The 18,685-nt window shown below is 59.0% G+C and carries 16 protein-coding genes and 1 tRNA gene; 10 read left to right on the top strand and 7 right to left on the bottom strand.

Going from position 1 to position 18,685, the window contains the following annotated elements; all coding sequences use genetic code 11:
- Positions 1 to 66: 66 nt before the first annotated feature.
- From ilvE to VGG64_04955, 5 genes are all read left to right on the top strand, one after another.
- Complete coding sequence (ilvE, locus tag VGG64_04975) at positions 67 to 924, top strand: branched-chain-amino-acid transaminase (GenBank protein HEY1598930.1); 858 nt, start codon at positions 67 to 69, stop codon at positions 922 to 924.
- Between the two features lie 171 nt (positions 925 to 1,095).
- Positions 1,096 to 2,142, top strand: a complete 1,047-nt coding sequence (locus VGG64_04970) for an RluA family pseudouridine synthase (protein ID HEY1598929.1) — start codon at positions 1,096 to 1,098, stop codon at positions 2,140 to 2,142.
- 301 nt (positions 2,143 to 2,443) lie between these two features.
- The gene (locus VGG64_04965) at positions 2,444 to 3,682 is read left to right on the top strand and encodes a dockerin type I domain-containing protein (protein HEY1598928.1); all 1,239 of its coding nucleotides are present in this window, start codon (positions 2,444 to 2,446) and stop codon (positions 3,680 to 3,682) included.
- A gap of 133 nt (positions 3,683 to 3,815) precedes the next feature.
- Entirely contained in the window at positions 3,816 to 4,931 is a 1,116-nt protein-coding gene (locus VGG64_04960) for an alpha/beta fold hydrolase (GenBank protein ID HEY1598927.1), read from the top strand.
- A 208-nt stretch (positions 4,932 to 5,139) separates the two neighbouring features.
- Positions 5,140 to 6,102 carry a sugar phosphate isomerase/epimerase family protein gene (locus VGG64_04955; GenBank protein HEY1598926.1) on the top strand — a complete coding sequence of 321 codons (963 nt, stop codon included), beginning with the start codon at positions 5,140 to 5,142 and terminating at the stop codon, positions 6,100 to 6,102.
- Positions 6,103 to 6,205: 103 nt separating this feature from the next.
- Here the strand turns inward: VGG64_04955 and infC are convergent, their stop codons facing one another.
- Entirely contained in the window at positions 6,206 to 6,706 is a 501-nt protein-coding gene (infC, locus tag VGG64_04950; protein HEY1598925.1) for a translation initiation factor IF-3, read from the bottom strand.
- A 193-nt stretch (positions 6,707 to 6,899) separates the two neighbouring features.
- Positions 6,900 to 8,903: a threonine--tRNA ligase gene (gene thrS, locus VGG64_04945; GenBank protein HEY1598924.1), complete on the bottom strand. Its 2,004-nt coding sequence runs from the start codon at positions 8,901 to 8,903 to the stop codon at positions 6,900 to 6,902.
- A 548-nt stretch (positions 8,904 to 9,451) separates the two neighbouring features.
- Here thrS and VGG64_04940 point away from each other — a divergent pair.
- Positions 9,452 to 9,525, top strand: a tRNA-Val gene (locus tag VGG64_04940).
- Positions 9,526 to 10,056: 531 nt separating this feature from the next.
- On the opposite strand, the gene VGG64_04935 is transcribed toward VGG64_04940, so the two are convergent.
- The 5 genes from VGG64_04935 to VGG64_04915 all read right to left on the bottom strand — a co-directional run bounded on the left by VGG64_04935 (position 10,057) and on the right by VGG64_04915 (position 13,166).
- Entirely contained in the window at positions 10,057 to 10,200 is a 144-nt protein-coding gene (locus tag VGG64_04935; protein ID HEY1598923.1) for a hypothetical protein, read from the bottom strand.
- 26 nt (positions 10,201 to 10,226) lie between these two features.
- Positions 10,227 to 10,928, bottom strand: coding sequence for a hypothetical protein (locus VGG64_04930; GenBank protein ID HEY1598922.1), 702 nt, complete (start codon positions 10,926 to 10,928; stop codon positions 10,227 to 10,229).
- Positions 10,903 to 11,505: a hypothetical protein gene (locus VGG64_04925; protein ID HEY1598921.1), complete on the bottom strand. Its 603-nt coding sequence runs from the start codon at positions 11,503 to 11,505 to the stop codon at positions 10,903 to 10,905. Before VGG64_04925 ends, VGG64_04930 begins: the two co-directional genes overlap by 26 nt.
- On the bottom strand, positions 11,502 to 12,146 hold the full coding sequence (locus VGG64_04920; protein ID HEY1598920.1) for a hypothetical protein: 645 nt from the start codon (positions 12,144 to 12,146) through the stop codon (positions 11,502 to 11,504). The genes VGG64_04925 and VGG64_04920 overlap by 4 nt, the downstream gene beginning before the upstream one ends.
- A 126-nt stretch (positions 12,147 to 12,272) precedes the next feature.
- Positions 12,273 to 13,166 (bottom strand): IS1595 family transposase, encoded by an 894-nt coding sequence (locus tag VGG64_04915; protein ID HEY1598919.1) that lies wholly within the window; start codon positions 13,164 to 13,166, stop codon positions 12,273 to 12,275.
- 115 nt (positions 13,167 to 13,281) lie between these two features.
- Here VGG64_04915 and VGG64_04910 point away from each other — a divergent pair, with 115 nt between their 5' ends.
- The 4 genes from VGG64_04910 to VGG64_04895 form a co-directional block, all read left to right on the top strand.
- Positions 13,282 to 14,616 carry a DUF1501 domain-containing protein gene (locus VGG64_04910; protein ID HEY1598918.1) on the top strand — a complete coding sequence of 445 codons (1,335 nt, stop codon included), beginning with the start codon at positions 13,282 to 13,284 and terminating at the stop codon, positions 14,614 to 14,616.
- A complete protein-coding gene (locus VGG64_04905; GenBank protein HEY1598917.1) occupies positions 14,616 to 16,175 on the top strand; it encodes a hypothetical protein in 1,560 nt (519 codons plus the stop codon). The genes VGG64_04910 and VGG64_04905 overlap by 1 nt, the downstream gene beginning before the upstream one ends.
- A gap of 162 nt (positions 16,176 to 16,337) precedes the next feature.
- Positions 16,338 to 17,978: a gamma-glutamyltransferase gene (locus tag VGG64_04900; protein ID HEY1598916.1), complete on the top strand. Its 1,641-nt coding sequence runs from the start codon at positions 16,338 to 16,340 to the stop codon at positions 17,976 to 17,978.
- A 174-nt stretch (positions 17,979 to 18,152) separates the two neighbouring features.
- Positions 18,153 to 18,685: DUF1501 domain-containing protein (locus tag VGG64_04895; protein ID HEY1598915.1), on the top strand; the 533-nt coding region annotated here is incomplete at its 3' end.

Genomic DNA, 18,685 nt, shown 5'->3' with positions numbered 1-18,685 from the left:
CGGGCTGTTACCCTTTAAGGTGTCGAGAAAGGCGCGACTGCACTTCCTTGGGCGGTTGCGATTTGCATGTCGCTCAAGATCTTTATCAACGGTCGCCTGTACGACAAAGAAGACGCCAAAATCAGCGTCTATGACCATGGCCTGCTCTATGGCGATGGCGTGTTCGAGGGCTTGCGCAGCTACGGCGGCAAGGTCTTTCGCCTGGCGGAGCATATCGACCGTCTCTACGATTCGGCCAAGGCGATTTGGCTCGAGATCCCCATGGCCAAGCGGGCCTTGATCGAAGCGGTCCAGCAGACGCTTTCGGTAAATAACCTCACCGACGCTTACATCCGGTTGGTTGTGACGAGAGGTGCTGGCAGCCTGGGGCTCGATCCGAATCGTACCAGCGATCCACAAATCATAATCATCGCCGATAAGATCCAGCTCTATCCGCCCGAGCTGTACGAGAAAGGTCTCGAGATTGTCACTGCCAGTACGCAGCGCAATCATCCGGCGGCCCTCAATGCCCGCATCAAGTCGCTTAACTATCTGAACAACATTCTGGCCAAGATCGAGGGTCTGCAGGCCGGCTGTATCGAAGCTCTGATGCTGAACCACAAGGGGGAAGTGGCCGAGTGCACTGGAGACAACATATTCCTCGTCCAGTCTGGCGTGATTTCCACGCCCCCAACGGATGCGGGCATTTTGGAAGGGGTTACACGGCAAGCCGTGATCGAATTGGCCGAGCAGGCCGGCATCGTGGTACGCCAGATACCGCTCACGCGGCATGACGTATACGTGGCCGACGAGTGCTTTTTGACCGGCACGGCCGCCGAAGTGATTCCGGTCGTCAAAGTCGATCAGCGCTCGATCGGGTCAGGTGAGCCTGGCCCCGTGACGCGTCGCCTGAAAGAGCGATTCCACGAGCTGACGCGTGCTTAGCGGTCCACGGCGTTTGCGCTGCCGTCGCGATCAGTGGCGGACTTGGACCGATGGAGCGGGACGATCGTCTTTGGGCCCACCGTTGCGGCCCAGTTCTTGGGCCGCGTCGTCCTCAGTACCATAATATGAGTGACGGTGACGACAGCCCCGGCGGGGAGTCTTATTGAGCCCATGGCCGCACCTCGATCTGAAGTATTTCATGTTCCGGACAGTCTGTCGCAGCAGACGCTGGAGGCCGTTTTGCGCCGTTGGCAGCCGGGCAACAGTTGGTCGCAAGTTCGGCAATTGCTACGGTCGCGTCGGATACTTGTGGATGGCAACCTGGCGATCGACGGGAATCAGCGGCTGAAGACTGGGCAAGTGCTTAAACTGTTGACGCAATCCTTGCCAGCGGCGGTGACCGAGAAAGACGTGATCATTCGCTATCTCGACGACGACGTGGTCGTGGTCGAGAAACCCAGCGGCATGACGTCCATCCGCCATCCCGACGAGCACCTGCTGCCGGCCCGCCGGCAGCATCAGCCGACACTAACGGAATTACTCCCTCGGCTGTTGGCCCGTTTGAACCGTAGTCCCGACGGGCGAGCAAAGTCCCGTCCGGTACGTGCCGTGCATCGCTTGGATCGAGAGACCAGTGGCCTGATGGTGTTCGCACGCAACGTCAAGGCCGAGACAACACTGGGCCGACAATTTCGCGAGCACACGATCCGCAGGATTTACTGGGCAATCGTGTCCGGTCGCATCGAGGAGCAGACGATCGAAACGAATTTGGTACCGGATCGAGGCGACGGCCGGCGCGGTTCCACATCGCAACAAGATGTCGGTAAGCGCGCCGTGACGCACGTCAAGCCGCTGGAGTACGTGCCGGGTTTCACGCTCGTCGAGTGTCTGCTGGAGACGGGGCGTACCCATCAGATACGGATTCATCTAGCGGAACAGGGGCATCCGGTCTGCGGTGACAAAGTCTATGGGAAACAGTCGCGCCGACAGGGCGTTTCAAATCCGACTCCAGCGCGGCTGGCGCTGCACGCTGGTCTGCTGGGGTTCTGCCATCCACAGAACGGGCGGATCATGGAATACGAGTCGCCCTTGCCCGCTGAGATGCGAATGTTCCTCGACAGAATCCGCGCCGAGGCCGCGACTAAGGGCGAGGCAACTGCGCCCCACAGCAAGGTAGCCCGTCGCGGTGATCCTCCTGCGGAGGGGGGGCTGGATTAGTCCCTTGCTGCGTAGCCCGCGGATGGGCGTTAAGAACGCGCGTGCCTTCCCCAAGCCAGCCTTTGCCCGCAGAAATATCGCACGTTTCCTTGATTCCGTTCCGCGCATTCGGTACTGTCAATCTTGGGGGAAGGAGAGAGGGTGTAGCCGCTTTGCCGGAGCTAGCAATTCCTTGCAGGGGAGCTGCGCGGCCAAGACGTTGCCAAAATCGCCTTCGGCGCGACGTTTTTCGGGCGTGTAACAGCGACACGCCCCGGTCCCGTCTTAATCGTTCGATTTATCGCGCTCGAGGTTCATGCGGATGCCAGGTTACCGATCGTGTGTTGTCTTTGCGTTGGTCGCGAGCGCGATTTCGAGTTACCTCTGTCGAGACGCGCAGGCCGTCATCGTTGCCGGGGCGTTCGCAACGTCGAGTGACGCCACGGTCAACATAACTCCCCCCAGCGATGATCCCGGTTTTTATAACGTCGGGAACTATGGGGATGCGTCGGCCATTTATCTGGGCAACGGCTGGGTCCTTACGGCCAGCCATACTCAAGGCTCGACAACAACGCTGACATTTCCCGACCGGACCGTTGCCGGGCAGCTCGATACCGCGACGTATCAGCCGGTAACGAATTCCGGCGTGATTCTGAAAAACACAGTCGGTCCCCAGGCGGGCTCAACAAGCGATTTGGAGATATTCAAGATCGACACCACCACTTCGCCATTCGGTGCTCCGAATCTGCCTAACTTGACGCTCTCGTCGTCTACCCCTGCCATAGGCGCAACAGTCGTGGGCATCGGCCGCGGCGTTGACCGCTCGGCTACCCAAACTTTTTGGGATAACAGCGCGCCGATGTGGCAAACGACGACGCAAGCGCTTGCTATGCACACGGGGTATATCACGGCAGGTCCGGAGGTCATGCGTTGGGGGAACAATCAGGTCGCCGACGTTAATCAAACCTACAGCCTGGGGGGGACCGGTTTGAATACGAAATACGTGCAAGCGTTCACGACCCAGTTCGATCAAAACTTGCCGAGTGCAGGCGGCACCGCGCTAACGAGTGAATTTCAGGCGACCAATGGTGACTCAGGCGGCGCAGTCTTCGAGAAAGTCGGATCGCTGTGGGTTTTGGCCGGCATGATCGAGGGTGTCGTCCCTGTCGGCGGGCAGCCCTACCCGAATAGCAATCAGCAGTTTACGGCGGCATTTGGCGAAACGACGATCATTGCCGATATGTCTGCCTACATTAGCCAGATTCTTGCGCTCGATCCGGTGCCCGGAGACGCCAATGGTGATGGGATCGTCAACGGTCTGGACATCAACCTCATTGCGTCACATTGGCTCACCGCTGGGCCCGCCGGCGACGTGAATGGCGACGGGGTGGTCAATGGGCTCGACATCAACTTCGTCGCCTCGCACTGGACGGGGCTCGGCTCCGGCGGCGGAGGATCCGGAGGCACCGGTGGCGCTAATGTTCCGGAACCTGCCTCGGGCGTTTTGTGCCTCCTGGGCCTGCTTTGCCTATGGGGCGCGCGGCGATTGTGGTGTCGTTAAGCGACCCATGGGCGGCCTCTGACCGCCAGTTCCGTGCCGCAGATTTCTCGACCCCGGCGCGGTACACTCGTCGCTGACATTTTCCTCGGGCATCACGGCGCAGCTACTCAATCTGGGCTGCGGAGATTACTTCATGGTTCGCATTTTCAGTTCGGCCGCAGTAATTCTCACGCTGGCCTGCTCGGCACGGGGCGGCGAGGAGCCGCGCGCGCCGGTGTATCCGGATCATGCAAACTTGCAGATCTACCTGGATGACCAGGGCCAGACGCACCCGATCGCATCCAAGGATGATTGGGCCATCCGCCGACGGCATATACTCGCAGGCATGCAACAGGCGATGGGGCCATTGCCCGACCGTGGAAAGCTGCCACCTTTGGATATTCGCACCACTGACGAGGTGCAGGAAAACGGCGCGCGTCGGCAGACGATTTCGTTCGACTCGGGCGACGGCAACCGCATTACCGCCTATTTGTTTTTGCCGGATGCGCTGCGGACCAAAACCGCCGCGGAACTGCGCTTGCCTGCCCTCTTGGCTTTGCACCAGACGGCCACCGTGGGCAAAGGGGATACCGCGGGCCTGGGTGCCCCGACCAGCCGTCCTTATGCCGCGGAACTGGCTGCCCGCGGGTATGTGGTGCTCGCTCCCGACTACCCGTCGTTCGGTGACTCGCAGGGATATGATTTTCAGGCAGACCGCTATCAGTCTGGCACCATGAAGGGCATCTTCAATCATATGCGTTGTGTGGACCTGCTTACCGCGCGCGACGATGTCGATGCAGAGCGGATCGGCGCCATCGGGCATTCGCTGGGTGGACACAACGCGATGTTCGTGGGCGTATTCGACTCACGATTGAAGGTCATCGTCTCAAGCTGCGGCTGGACCCCTTTTCATGACTACTACGAAGGCAAAATCGCCGGCTGGACTAGCGATCGCTACATGCCGCGACTGCGCGATGCGTATGGGCTCGACGCAGACCGTGTGCCATTCGACTTCTACGAAGTTGTGGCGGCCTTGGCCCCACGGGCCTTTTTCTCGAACTCGCCGCTCCACGACAATAATTTTGACGTGGCAGGCGTGAAGAAGGGGATTGCCGCGGCGGCGGGAATTTACAAGCTGCTCGGCGCCCCCGATCAACTACAGGCGCGCTACCCCGATTGTGGGCACGACTTTCCCACCGATGTACGGCGCGAGGCATACGGCTTTATTGATAAGGTGTTCGAACATAAGCCAGTCAAAGACGTGCCTTGAAGTCGACGGCAGCCAAGGTTGATGCGATTTCAAAGAGAACATTTTGCCACCGAGTTCACAGAGAACGCAGAGACGGTAACTAGTACGCGCAATTGCGAGGAGTATCGAGGTTCGATGGTCCGCTTATCCCGTCACTCACCGTGTCCTCGGTGCTCTCCGTGGCTGGAAATTGCTTTGTGTATTGATTTGATCTGAGGAGGATTGGTACTTGAATCGCCCTGTGAGACGTCGCACCATGCTTGCCCAAACCGGGGTGGCCGTTGGCGCCGCCATTTCGGCTGCGCTCGCAGCCGAGCGTACTGCCGCCGCGCCATCGAAAACTGAATCCGACAAAGAGCCATTTCTGTACTGCATGAACACCAGTACGATCCGCGGCCAGAACCTGGGGCTGGTCGAGGAAATCGACATCGTGGCCCGGGCCGGTTACCGAGGCATTGAGCCCTGGATTCGTGAAATCGACGCGTACGTCAAGCAAGGAGGCTCGTTGTCCGATTTGGGCAAACGTCTGCGGGAAAATGGTCTGAGCGTCGAAAGCGTCATCGGCTTCTTCGACTGGATCGTTGATGATGACGCGCGCCGGGCGAAAGCCCTCGAAGAAGCGCGACGCAATATGGAACTCGTCGCGGCGATTGGTGGCCGTCGATTGGCTGCTCCACCCGCCGGCGCGACCGATATCGCAGGCTTCGACCTGGCAAAAGCCGCCGAACGCTACGGAGAACTGGTGGCCTTGGGCGCAAAGCTCGGTGTTGTTCCGCAGGTCGAGGTGTGGGGCTTTTCCAAGACCCTCGGCAAGCTTGGCGAGGCCGCCCAAGTGGCGATCGATTGCGGCCAACCGGGCGCCTGCATCCTGCCCGATGTGTATCACCTCTACAAAGGGGGCTCACAGATCGCGGGCTTGAAGCTCTTGAACGGCAACGCCATGCACGTCTTTCATTTCAACGACTATCCAGCCGCCCCGCCGCGCAGCGAGATCAGCGATGCGCAGCGGATCTTTCCGGGCGATGGCATTGCGCCGCTGAACGAAATCCTGCAGACGTTGCGTGACATCGGCTTCCGTGGCGCCTTGTCGCTGGAGTTGTTCAATCGCGAGTATTGGAATCAGGATGCGCTGTTGGTGGCACGCACAGGCTTGGACAAAATGCGTGCCGCGGTGCGCAAGGCGCTTGCGTAGGTAAGCCAGACTGCAAGAACGAGCCTGCCCAGCGGCGCGGCGGGATGGTTCCGCAGTGCCTTACATGAATACGAATCGCAGCCGAACGGTTGGTTGGCTGCTGCTACTTGGGCGCGAGGATGCAGGTGATGCGCCGGCCTTGTTGGCTAGGAGGCGATTCGACCTTGCCGATATCTTCCAAGCTTTGCAAGACCTGCTTGATGACCCGCTGTCCCTCTTCCACGTGGGCCAACTCGCGGCCACGGAAGACGACCGAGACGATCACCTTGTCTTTGTGCGTCAAGAATTCGCGCGCTCGCGTCACCTTCACGCCGATGTCGTGGTCGCCCGTTTTCGGGCGCACGCGGATCTCTTTGATCTTGCTGTGGTGAGCCTGGCTGCGATGCAGTCGTTTCTTCTGCTGATATTTGAATTTGCCGAAATCCATGATGCGGCAGACGGGCGGCCGCTCGTTGGGAGCTACTTCGACAAGATCCAATCCGGCTTCGCGCGCCGCTGACAGCGCTTGCTCGGTCGGAATGATCCCCAGTTGTTCTCCTTCGGCAGAAATGACCCGCACTGGTGTGATGCGGATCTGTTCGTTCATACGCTGTGACTTTTCGATCGGAATTGTCCTCCATTAGGGTCTTTGAAACTCAACAACCGCCGGCTGCTCTCTGAGAGATTGGCAACCGTGGCAGACGATAGCAAATCTTAGTATCTCGCCCGTCAGCACACAGTCAACTGCTGGCGGGCCGGTTCTGGACGAATGGCTACCTATAAAGCCTAGCCCATGCGGCCGCTCGCGGCGTCCTAGTTCAATACTCGTTGGATCCGCCCCGTTCTCCCAGTCCGGCCGAGGTTTTAACGACCTGGCGGATCGTTCGGGCGGTTACTTCGCTTTGCAGCTTTTCGATGGCGGCAGCCAGCGACATCCCGCCTAGATCCCCCTCGAGGCGATCCCGCACCGAGACTTTCCCTTCCGCGGCGTCCCGTTCTCCGACGACCAGCATGTAGGGAATGAGCTTCAACTGGGCATCGCGGATCTTGGCCCCCAGCTTTTCGGCCCGGTAATCCCCCGTCACTCGCAGACCGGCCGAGCGCAATTGCCGTTCGACGTCACGGCCGTAGTCCTCGGATTTTTGCGTCACGGTCAGCACGCGAACCTGCTCCGGCGCCAGCCACAACGGAAACGCCCCGGCGAAGTGCTCGATCAAAACGCCGATAAATCGCTCGAGCGAGCCCAGGGGAGCCCTATGGATCATCACCGGGCGGTGCGCCTTGTTGTCCGCGCCGATGTATTCCAAGCCAAATCGTTCTTCGCTGGGTAGGTTGTAGTCCAACTGCACCGTGCCCAATTGCCATTCCCGGCCGATGCAATCGGTCACCACGAAATCGACCTTCGGGCCATAGAACGCGGCTTCGCCCAGCTCGGGCGTACAGCCGGGCAGGTTCATGTCGCGGGCCACCTTCTCGATGGCGGCCTCGGCCTTGGCCCAACTCTCAGGCTTGCCAACGTATTTGTCGCTGCTCGGATCGCGGAAGCCCAGCCGTACCCGGTAATCGTCCAGTCCTAGGGTGCGCAGCACGTGCTGGGCCATTTCGATGCACTGGCGGAACTCGTCGCCGACCTGCTCTTCGGTGCAAAAAATATGGGCATCATCCTGGGTGAATCCGCGTACGCGGGTCATCCCGCCCAGCTCGCCCGATTTTTCGTAGCGGTACACGGTGCCGAACTCGGCCAGACGGACGGGCAACTCGCGATAGCTGCGCGGCTTCGACTTGTAGATCATGATGTGGTGCGGGCAGTTCATCGGCTTGAGCAGATACCGCTCGCCCTCTTCCATCTCGATCGGCTTGAACTGGCTGTCGGCGTAGTACGGGTAGTGGCCCGAGATTTGATACAGCTCGACGCGGCCGATATTGGGAGTATAGACGGGGTCGTAGCCGCGCTTGATCAGCTCATCACGTACGAAGGCTTCCATCTGGCCGCGCACGACGGCGCCGCGCGGCAGCCACAGAATCAATCCCTGGCCCACGATCGGATTGACTGCGAACAGTTCCAATTGCTTGCCCAGTACGCGGTGGTCGCGGCGTTTGGCTTCTTCGACCTGGGCGAGATAGGTTTCCAGTTCTTCCTTTGTGAACCAAGCCGTGCCATACAAACGTTGCAATTGCTGCCGGCTGGAATCCCCTTTCCAATACGCGCCAGCAACGCTCAACAACTTGAACGCCCCGATGGCGCCGGCACTAGGAATATGCCGGCCGCGGCAGAGATCGAGAAATTCGCCCTGGCGGTAGAAGGACAATTCCTTTTCATCGGCTAGCCCTGTCTCGATGTGCTCGACCTTGAGCGTCTGGGCCAGATCGCTGCAAATCTTTACGGCCTCGGCCCGCGGCACCTCGATCCGCTCGAAGGCCTCGTCCTGCTTGATGATCTTGGCCATCTCGGCTTCGATCTTGGGGAAGTCCTCCTCGCTCAGCTTGTGCGGCAGATCGAAATCGTAGTAGTAACCGTTGTCGATCGTCGGCCCAAACGCCAGTTGCACTCCCTCGAACAAACGCATCACGGCCCGCGCCATGACGTGCGCGCACGAATGGCGCATGATCCGCAGGGCTTCGGGGTCTTTGCGCGTCAGCAACTTGAGGGATGCCTCGCCCTGAGCCGGCAGCGGTGTCACTGTATCGACCACCTGGCCATCGACTTCGGCCGCCAGCGTGGCCTTGGCCAGCCGCGGGCCAATTTCCTCGGCCACGTCGATCGGGCGGACGGGACGTGTGTATTCGCGGATGCTGCCGTCGGGCAGTTTTACCTTAAGCATGGATTACCTAACCGGCTCGGATGGCGACAGGACTGGCTTCGACCATCGGGGCGTCGTTGCCAGGCATTTGGAAGCAGCCCGTCCGGCTCGCACGACTTGATAAGCAGCCAAGCGTACGCGATGCGTCCAAGTTGCTAGCGGGAGCCGCCTGAATGAGTTACCGCGCGTGCCGGGACGTCGATACAGGGGACGTCGCAAATACGACCGCAAGGCATATGACCGCAAAGTATAAGATGGACCGCTATCCGAACAAGACAGACTTCCGGCCGGGGAAGTTCGCCCGATCGCCCTCGCCCTAGGGCTTGCGATATCTGGGCACGATGACCAAGGGGAAAACCTGACCCGAACAACGCAATCGCTACAGCTCCTAACGGCTGACGGCGGACAGCTGCGGCGACAACCCTTGACGGCCGGGCCGCCGCACGTCAGATTTGGCGGTGCCTACGACAAGTACCCGGGCACAGCCAGCAGCCAGTTTGGCGGCAGTGGGCCCAGAACTGTACGATTGCGACCGCCGCAGTTCCGGCACCGGTTAGGTGGTCCATGCAGGGCGATTAGCTCAGTTGGTTAGAGCACTAGCTCGACAAGCTAGGGGTCACAAGTTCGAGTCTTGTATCGCCCACTGGATGCGACCCGTTGACAAACGTTGTCAGCGGGTCGTTTTCGTTAGCGGGCATGTTAATTACGCGAACTGCCGCCAGTTCAAAATTGAATCGAGGGACTCGCTACGGCCGTCTGTTGGCGACTGTGCTAGTTGGCATGTTACGTCGAGCGCCGTCTGCATGACGAATGCTCCGTCGACCCACCCCGCGATTCTTCTCGCAGTTGCGATTTCCGCAGGCATCGGATACCATAAACGGGCGTGGGAATTGTATACTTAACAAACCATCTACCGCAAGTGGTAGGTCAGGCTTCTTTACCTTGAATTGTCCATTTATGCCCGCGATCGCAGGTCACTTCGTACAGCCATAGCCCCTTCTCCTTCCGCCGCATGGCCGCGATCTGGCTTCCGCACGCAGGACACGTTTGCTTGCGAAAGTTATATAGGCAAAGCTCAGTTTCGCATTGATACCTAATTCGGCCATTAAGATCTTGGACCGGAATAAGCACTTCGCAGCAAATCGGGCATCTTCGGACAAACGTCATATCACGCTCACTTCTTCGGCGCCTTCTTAGTCCCCTTCTTCTTGGCCTTGGGCGCTGGCGGATCGTGTTCAGGGGCAGCAACCGTCATGGCATGGCGTAGCGCCTGAGCGGCCGTGAGGGGCTTTAGGGAGATGGGCTTAAGATTGACCATTATCGCACTCTGCTCAATTTAGACGATTAAAGCTTGAGGCCGGAACGAACATAGTAGTCATGAAGGTTAGATCGTACCAATGTTGCCGCATTGTCAGCGCGTTCGTAGTCCACCCGCGAATTTCCGAAAAGGCATGCGCCGACAAGATGAGAGGGCATCGGGCGCGGTGAGTTTATCTCGGCCACAAGTTGGGTCACGTCCCAAATGCCGGACACTCTCGCAATAAGCTTCGATCGCTCAGCGATGTCTGCCGAAGTTGCGGGTGGCCAAGTATCTAAGTCAATCAGTTCATAGTTTTCCAGGCAGTTAAGAATCGCAAGAACAAACGTGGCGCACGTAAGGCCGGTTGCCCCGTGGCCGGCGACGAAATAAACATCAACTCCAATGCCATAGAATAAACTGCCGCGTGACGGTGCGAAGCTGTAATGAGGTGCATTGGTGATCGAGACGGCCTGCGATATTAGATCACATAGCTCTCGAATCTGCCGAATTTCAAACGCATGCATATCAGGAGGAATCGCCCACGCAAAATTCTCGTCACCCACTGGAGACGATTCGATGCGACCTCCAAACTGCAAGCACCATATCCCTAGATTCGGTGATCTCCAAAAAATCGCGGAATGCTGATCTGGCAACTCTGAAATTGCGATAGCCAGATCGGCCACATCCTCTTGCCGCATCTGGTCGCAAAAGCACAGCCGATCAAGCCTTGGCGATTTCTGTTCCAAGGAGCCTCGTCGCCATAGGCCGACCATGAATCGCAGCAATCCTTTGCCATGCTCTATTACGATATGCACAGCGGTTTTTAAGGGTTGCACGACCGGCACGACTTATTGTTAAAAAGGAAAGTAGATGGTCCGTTTGGAGCATGTTGACATCTACGGCGTCGAATACCTCGTCACATGTATTGAATTGCCCATATTGCAGCAGTTTATTCAAGCTTTTGAAGATATGCTGAATTCCAGGGCTTATCTGTCCAGATCGAGCGAATCTGTATAGTACTGCGAGAAATGCATCCACGGAAAATATGTCGATGGTGAAATCGAATGTGGCCGCGACTTGTCCTGCCGTGATGACATAATTGGAACGCATTGTAGCCAGCGAAGCTTGCAGTTTCACATATGCACGTTGTAAATCTTCGGTTGGTATGTTGATCGTCGGAGAATATACACCCGAGGCAGGTACTAATGCGATCGCAGACGCACGTATGCTGGCCTCAACCTGACCAAATGCAATGCGATTGACCTCATTGAAAGTAAGCGACGATCGCTCCTCATCAAGAAGCGCACCTGCGAGTCTCGTCATATTACGTCCTCAATTGACGCAATCAGTGCGTGCGCATGTCGCTTTGCTTCATCCCAGTGACCAAGGGCACCTACGATTTCGTCAGGTGTAGCGGCCGCCAAATGGTAGTTAAATGAGAATTGCAGCCTTTCCTGAGTCGAGCCGTCTTCCTGAAGTACGTCGATCGGAAGAGTCGACAGTTTGCAGCGAAACCCGCCGAAGACATTTTTGCTATAGTACGCGCCGAACTTAGCGTCGTTGCCGTCAAAAGCATGGGCTAGGGCGCTATCTTGCTTTAAGAACAATCGCCGCCCCAGCACTTCAATTGGCGCGGTAGGCGTCGGCGTATGATGCCAACTGAAGTTTAATCCGAGTGCTTGATATGGCGTATGCGGAAGTGCATTAACTAGACGCCCTAGGCGATCAAGGATCAATTGTGCTCTGGCAGGTTCTTCGCCCAGTGGCACAAATTGAATTCGCTCTTCGACAACCGTCATTTGAAATTGAGGCGTCACGATCTGAATGATCGCGGGCGTGAATATCATCGGCGCGGCGTATTCATTCTCAAGAACAATGCCTTGATGATGCAGCCATATCTGCGTGAAGATATGGACGTTGACATGCCGGGCCGTGAGAACGATATTTTCCTGGACGAGTTCCATGCCTCACACTGGCAAGAGGAGTGGGATAGTCGACCCAGTATAGGATCAAATATGGTCGCGTAGTAGCGTTTGAGTATATTCTACTACGGCGATTCAGATGAGAGCAATTCCTGGCCGTCAATCAGGCTAACGGTAGGTCAATCGCTTACCCTCGACGGCCCGCAACGCGGTTTCCCGCCGCGTCCCGTCGGACGTTTTGCGCTGATTGTAGCGGAAAGCGAATTCGTCCAGATAGCGTTGAAGATGCTTCTTGGACACGTGATGAAACGTCCCGTAGACACCCCGTTTGATGAGGGCAAAGAAGCCTTCGACGGTGTTCGTGTACACATCCCCTTGGACGTACTGGCCGAGCTTGTGCTTTATTACGTCGTGCTGCTCAAAGCGGCGACCGAGCTTGGTATAGCTGCGGAACTCGTCCGTAATGAGCCGCGACTTCGGATCGACGTACTTTTCGACGTGCTTGCTCAGGTTGCTGGCGGTAACCCGATTGACGGCAATCGTCCGTACCTCGCCGTCTCGCTGCACAAGGGCCACTACCGGGGCTTTCTTGGTGCCACGCCCGACGCGGCCCTTAGCACCCCCACGGGGCTTACCGCCGACGTATGTTTCGTCGACTTCGACAATGCCTGAAAGCTTTGGACCATCTACCGGCCCTTGCTCCATCGCATGGCGAATCCGGTGGCACATGAACCAAGCGGACTTGTAAGTACAGCCGACGCTACGGTGAATCTGATGGGCCGAGACGCCTTTTTTGCTGCTGGCCATCATATGGAAGGCGATGACCCAGTTGCGTAGCGGGATGTGCGACCGCTCAAAGACGGTGCCGACCGTGACCGTAAATTGCTTGCGGCACTCTTTATTCTTGCACTTGTAGACGCCCGGCCGGGTCGACTTACCCTGGAGCTTGACCACGCTCTGAGACTCGCAATGAGGGCAAACCGGGCCGTTTGGCCAACGGATGGATTCCAGGTAATCCCGGGCTTTCTCTTCGTTTAACGTGGTGACTTGGGCGAGGTTCATCGGGTAGACTCCAGGTAAGTGATACCCAAATACTACCCATAGTACCGTGGTGTGTCAAGTATATAATTCCCACGGGCGTTTATGGGATTCCTCAGGCCACGGTGCAGCGAAGCCTATGCTCACGATTTTTGGCCGCAGCCATAAGTTCTGCGACAACTTATCACGTCGCAGCTTTCTGCGCGTGGGTGCCTTGGGCATGGGCGCCGGCGCGCTGTCGCTGGCAGATGTCTTTCGGGCCGAGGCCCAGGACGCGAAGCCGGCCCGGCAGAAGTCGGTCATTCATATTTTCCTCGGTGGCGGACCTCCGCATCAGGACATGTGGGAGATCAAGACCGACGCTCCCAAGGAGATTCGGGGCGAGTTCAAGCCAATCAACACGAATGTGCCGGGCATCGACATTTGCGAGGTTTTCCCCCGCATCGCCGGGATCATGGATAAGTGCGCTGTGATCCGCTCGGTGGTCGGGGCCGTCGATCGACACGAGCCGTTTCAGTGTCACAGCGGTTGGACGCGTGACAGCCTGGCATCGATGGGAGGGCGTCCGGCGCTCGGCGCCGCTGCGGCCCGACTGCAAGGGCCCGTCGACCGTAGCGTGCCTCCGTTTGTCGGCCTTGCGAACGCCGGCGTATGGAAGGATCCCGGTCAGCCAGGGTTCCTGGGACCAATGTTCGCGCCGTTCCAGCCCGACGGGCCGGGGCTCGAGAACATGAAGCTCAATAACATGACGCTGGAGCGATTCAACGACCGCAAGCAGTTGCGTGCCAGCTTCAATGCCTTTCAACGCGTCGTGGATGCGGCCGGACGGACAAGCGCGTTGGATTCGTACACGGAAAAGGCTTTCGACGTGCTGACATCGAGCCGGCTGTTGGCGGCGCTCGATCTGTCGAACGAGGATCCGAAAGTCCGCGAGCGATACGGCGACGGCAAACCGTATAACTTTCAGTATGACGGCGCACCGACGATCAACGAACACCTGTTGGTTGCCCGCCGCCTGGTCGAGGCCGGCGCGCGATGCGTAACCATGACCTACGGCCGTTGGGATAGCCACGGGGCGAACTTTGACCTGGTGCGCGATCATGGCTCGAAATTGGATCAGGGTTTCAGCGCCTTGGTCGAAGATCTCGAGCGACGCGACATGTTGAACGACGTCACGGTTATTGCCTGGGGAGAATTCGGCCGTACGCCGCGCATCAACACCGGCGCCGGTCGCGATCATTGGCCGCAGGTCAGTTGTGCGCTGCTGGCCGGCGGCGGTATGAAGACCGGCCAGGCCATTGGCTCTACGAATCGACTGGGTGAACACGCCCATGCGCGGCCTGTCCATATGCAAGAGGTGGTCGCCACGCTGTACCATAACCTGGGGCTCGATACGACGACGACCACCATCCAGGATGCCAACGGTCGTCCGCAGTATCTGGTCGAGCATCCGCCTATCCGCGAGCTGGTCTAGTGCAATCTTGCAACGCCGCGTCGCCGCGTCGTGATCTGGTACACGATCTGTTTTTGCCGACGTTGCTCTTCGTGGCGCTCGGTGGCATGACCTGGGCCGTGCGCGGCTGTTCGGGCTTTGGCGCCACGGTGGGCTGTATCTTTGCTGGCGTGATGTGGGGTACGGCCTGGTGGTACATCGCGCGCGAGCCTGGCGCCGAACCATCGCGCCGCTACACGTCGGCTTGGATCGTGTTGGCGGTGACCGCGGGTGTAGGCCTGTCGGGTGCACGCGGCTGGATGCAATGGCCGAGCTTTTTCGAGGGCAAGCTGCTGACAAACGCCGCGGCCGGCGAATCGCTCCCTATTTCGCGCGCCTACGGCTTTTTGTGGCTATTTATTGCGGGGGTTCCCTGGGCCGGTGTCGGTGCCTGTTTGCTGGCGTGGTGCGGATCCCTGCGCGAAACGCGCGCCTGGCACTGGGGCCTGCGCCTGGCATGCGGCATCGGCGGGGCATTCCTGGCTCGCTATCTGTTTCATGCCTTCCCGCAGTTTTTTCTGCCGATGTACGACGCGCTGGCCGATCGCTATCAGGACCTGCAGCATAATCCCAACCTGCGCCGGCTGATCAACGATTGCGGATCGGCCATGTTTCACCTGGGATTGTACTTGGGACTATTGGCTTACGAGGTCGGGCGGCGTGATCGGAAAAACGTGATCCTGATACTTACCGTCGGATTGTTGAACGGCGTGGGCTGGGCATTGTGCCAGAATTGGAAGTGGGCGCCAGACGTTTGGCCTGGCGCCAGCTTCAATTGGTGGCGCTGCTGGGAATCGTCGGGCGGACTCAGTATCGGCTTTGCCTACGGTGTCGCATATTTCTTGGTCAATAGCCCGATGTCCGACCAGGAACGAGCGATTGTTAGATCGCGCCGATCGATCGCCGGGCCGAATCTCGAGTGGCTGATCGTCTATCTCACGCTCACTTTGTTATTTGGCTACCTGCTGCTCTCGGGAGGCCTGTGGGGTCGCAGTTATCTGGTCGTGGCCTTGTTGTTTGGGATCGCTTATTACCTGCTGCGGCGCCGCAGCTATGCCAGCCAACCGGCGCCCGAGATCGCAGCCTATGGCGACTCTAATCTGGAACGGTTCGGCCTCTATCTGGGATTGCTATACGGTCTAGGGATCTCGCTTCGCGCCGGACTCAAGGGGTGGTTCAACATCTATCGCGGCAACGAGGAATATTACAGCGCTCTGCTGTGGCAGATATTTGGCCCCTGTTTTCTCGTTCTGTTGATTGGGTTGTGCCTGTGGACCTTGTGGCGCCCTATGCCGAGGAACTTCCGCGGCGACCTCTTTCCGCGGGCCGGTCTGCTGATGGGACTGGTACTGCTCCAGCAAAACGTTATCGCGCAGTTGATCACCGGCCCGCTCGATCAATGGAACGAAGCCGCATTTAGCATCTACTACCTACTTCTGTTCGCGATCACGGTGGTGATTGTGATTCATTACGCCGCCATGCAAGGCCGCTGTGCGGTCGGCCCAGATGGCTTGGGGCATTCTACCGCACGGCCAATTTGACTCAGGTAGCGCGCTGCATCGCCTGGTCAGTTTTCTGGTGCGCTACGATTTCGCAACATTCGTAGATGGTTTTGCAGACGCCCCATCGAGCCACGTAGAATAAAGTGCGTGGGCGTCTGAATCTCTGGATCTTGCAAGAACCGCAGTCACGATGGGCCGGTTATGGAGAACGAAGACTCGTCCAAAACCAACCGGCGACAGTTTTTGCAGCTTACCGCTGCCGGGTCGCTAGCCCTGCTGGGCAAGCAAGCCTGGGCCATCGACAAGGTGGCAACAAGTGGGCTGGTGACGGGACAGCGCGAGGCTGCCGAGGTTGGCACGCGAATATTGGCGGGCGGAGGCAACGCCGTTGACGCGGCAGTGGCAGCGGCGCTCGTGGCCGGCATCGTCAGCCCATCCAACTGCGGCGTCGGCGGCTACGGCGGGCATATGGTCATTGGCTGGCCGGGGGGCAAAGTCACGGCCATCGACTTCAATTCGGCGGCGCCGGCGGCGGCGCGCGAGAACATGTTTCCCGTCGACAGACAGGGGCGCGTGCGCGGCGCGATCAATCAACACGGTTGGCTGGCGGTGGGCGTCCCTGGCACGTTGGCGGGCCTGCAACTGGCGCTCGACAAGTTCGGCACCCGCGGGCTTGGCCAATTGGTTGAGCCGGCCATCCGTTTTGCGCGCGATGGCATCAAGATTGATGCAGGTTTGGCACGGGTGATTCAGGTCTCGGTAGCGCAATTCCAGCGCGATCCGGCCTCGGCCCGTTTGTTCTGTCCCACCGGCAAACCGCTTCTGGAAGGGCAGAAGTTGCGAAACCGCGACCTGGCGGCGCTATTCGACACGCTTGCCACGGAAAACTCGGTCAACTCGTTCTATCACGGCGAGGTGGCCGACCACATTGCGCGCGATTTCAAGAAGCACGGCGGGATCCTCGCGAAGCGGGATCTGGCTGAATACTCCGCCCGCGAAGTTGTGCCCACGGCGCTAGAATGGCGTGGCATGACGATGTACACCGCGCCCTTGACGGCCGGCGGATTGACGGTGCTCCAGGCGATCGGCACGCTCAAAGCACTGGAATGGCAAGACATGGATCAGGTTGATCCCAAAACCACGCATGCGGCCATCGAGGCGCTGCGCGTGGCCTGGCACGATCGCTTGACACTGTTGGGCGATCCTCAGGGATCTGAAGTGCCGGTAGCGCGATTGCTGTCGGCCGACTACGCTCACGAAGCGGCCGAGCGCGTCAGCAAGGTGGTGTCCCAAGAACGATTGATCGTCGGCACGACCGACGGCCGGCCAGCCGGCGGCACCATTCATCTGTCGGCTGTCGACAAGTCGGGCCTGATGGTCGCGCTAACGCTTACACACGGCGAAGGATTTGGTGCTCGCGTGACCGTCGATGGGCTGGGGATCGTACTGGGCCATGGCATGTCGCGGTTCGATCCTGTGCCTGGGCATCCGAATTCCGTGCGGCCGAAGTGTCGACCGCTCAACAATATGTGCCCGACAATCGTTTTTCGTGGCGATCAGCCGATCGTGGCGCTGGGCGCGACCGGGGGCCGGCGCATTCCCAACACAATGTTTAGCGTCTTGCAGGCGCTTGTCGGGCGTGGGCTGGCGCTGCCCGAGGCGTACGCGGTGCCCCGTTTGCACACCGAAGGGGACGTCAAGTTGCAGTTGGCCAAAGGATGGAGCGAGGCCGAAGTGGCCTATCTGAAACGAGTCGGCTACACCATCCAAGATGGACAAGGGGCCAATCTGAACGCCATTTCTCGTGATCCCCAGGCGGGTGAGCTGGCGCACGTGCCATAATGGCAATTCACTGAAAAAGGGCTTCCGCGGGCTCGTTCCACGGCGCCGCGACGAGGCCGTGTCGTTTGCACCTGCGCGTCCACTAGACCACCATGTTGTTGGCGCGGTAGCCTAATCGTCACGTTGTTTTGGTCGTCCGTGCCACCACGATGGCCGCAAGGTTGAGGAGCCCTAATGCTCGAGGTCGGCGCAATGCAGACGCGGACATGCGGTGGCATTAGCCGCCGATCGTTCTTGCGTGTGGCAAGTTCGCTCCCCGTCGCGTTGGGCATCTCGGCCGGCAACGCCCGCAGCTCGCAGACGGCGAAGGCACGTTCCGTAATATTTGTATTTCTATGGGGCGCACCGAGCCATCTCGATACTTGCGATCCGAAGCCCGATGCGGCTTTAGAGTATCGTGGCCCGTTTGGGGTCATACCGACGCGGACGCCGGGTGTATTCTTTTCCGAGCTGATCCCACGAATCGCGCAGCGAAGTGATCGATTTTCGCTAGTGCGCGGCCATGCGACGACGGCCAGCGGACATCCCGAAGCCGGTACGATTGCGCTCACTGGATTTCCGGAACTGCCCGCACCTCCGCAGCCGAACTTTGGTTCGATCATCGCCAAGCATCGTGGGCAGCGCGGCACGTTGCCCTCTTTTTTCTCGATCGCCCGTGGCGTGGTCATGGACGGCGGCCGCCGAATCGAGGGCTATGGCGGCGGCAC

Source organism: Pirellulales bacterium (assembly GCA_036490175.1).
GTDB lineage: Bacteria > Planctomycetota > Planctomycetia > Pirellulales > JACPPG01 > JACPPG01.
Note: the sequence above shows the minus strand (reverse complement) of the source record. Positions and strands in the feature narration are given on the sequence as shown.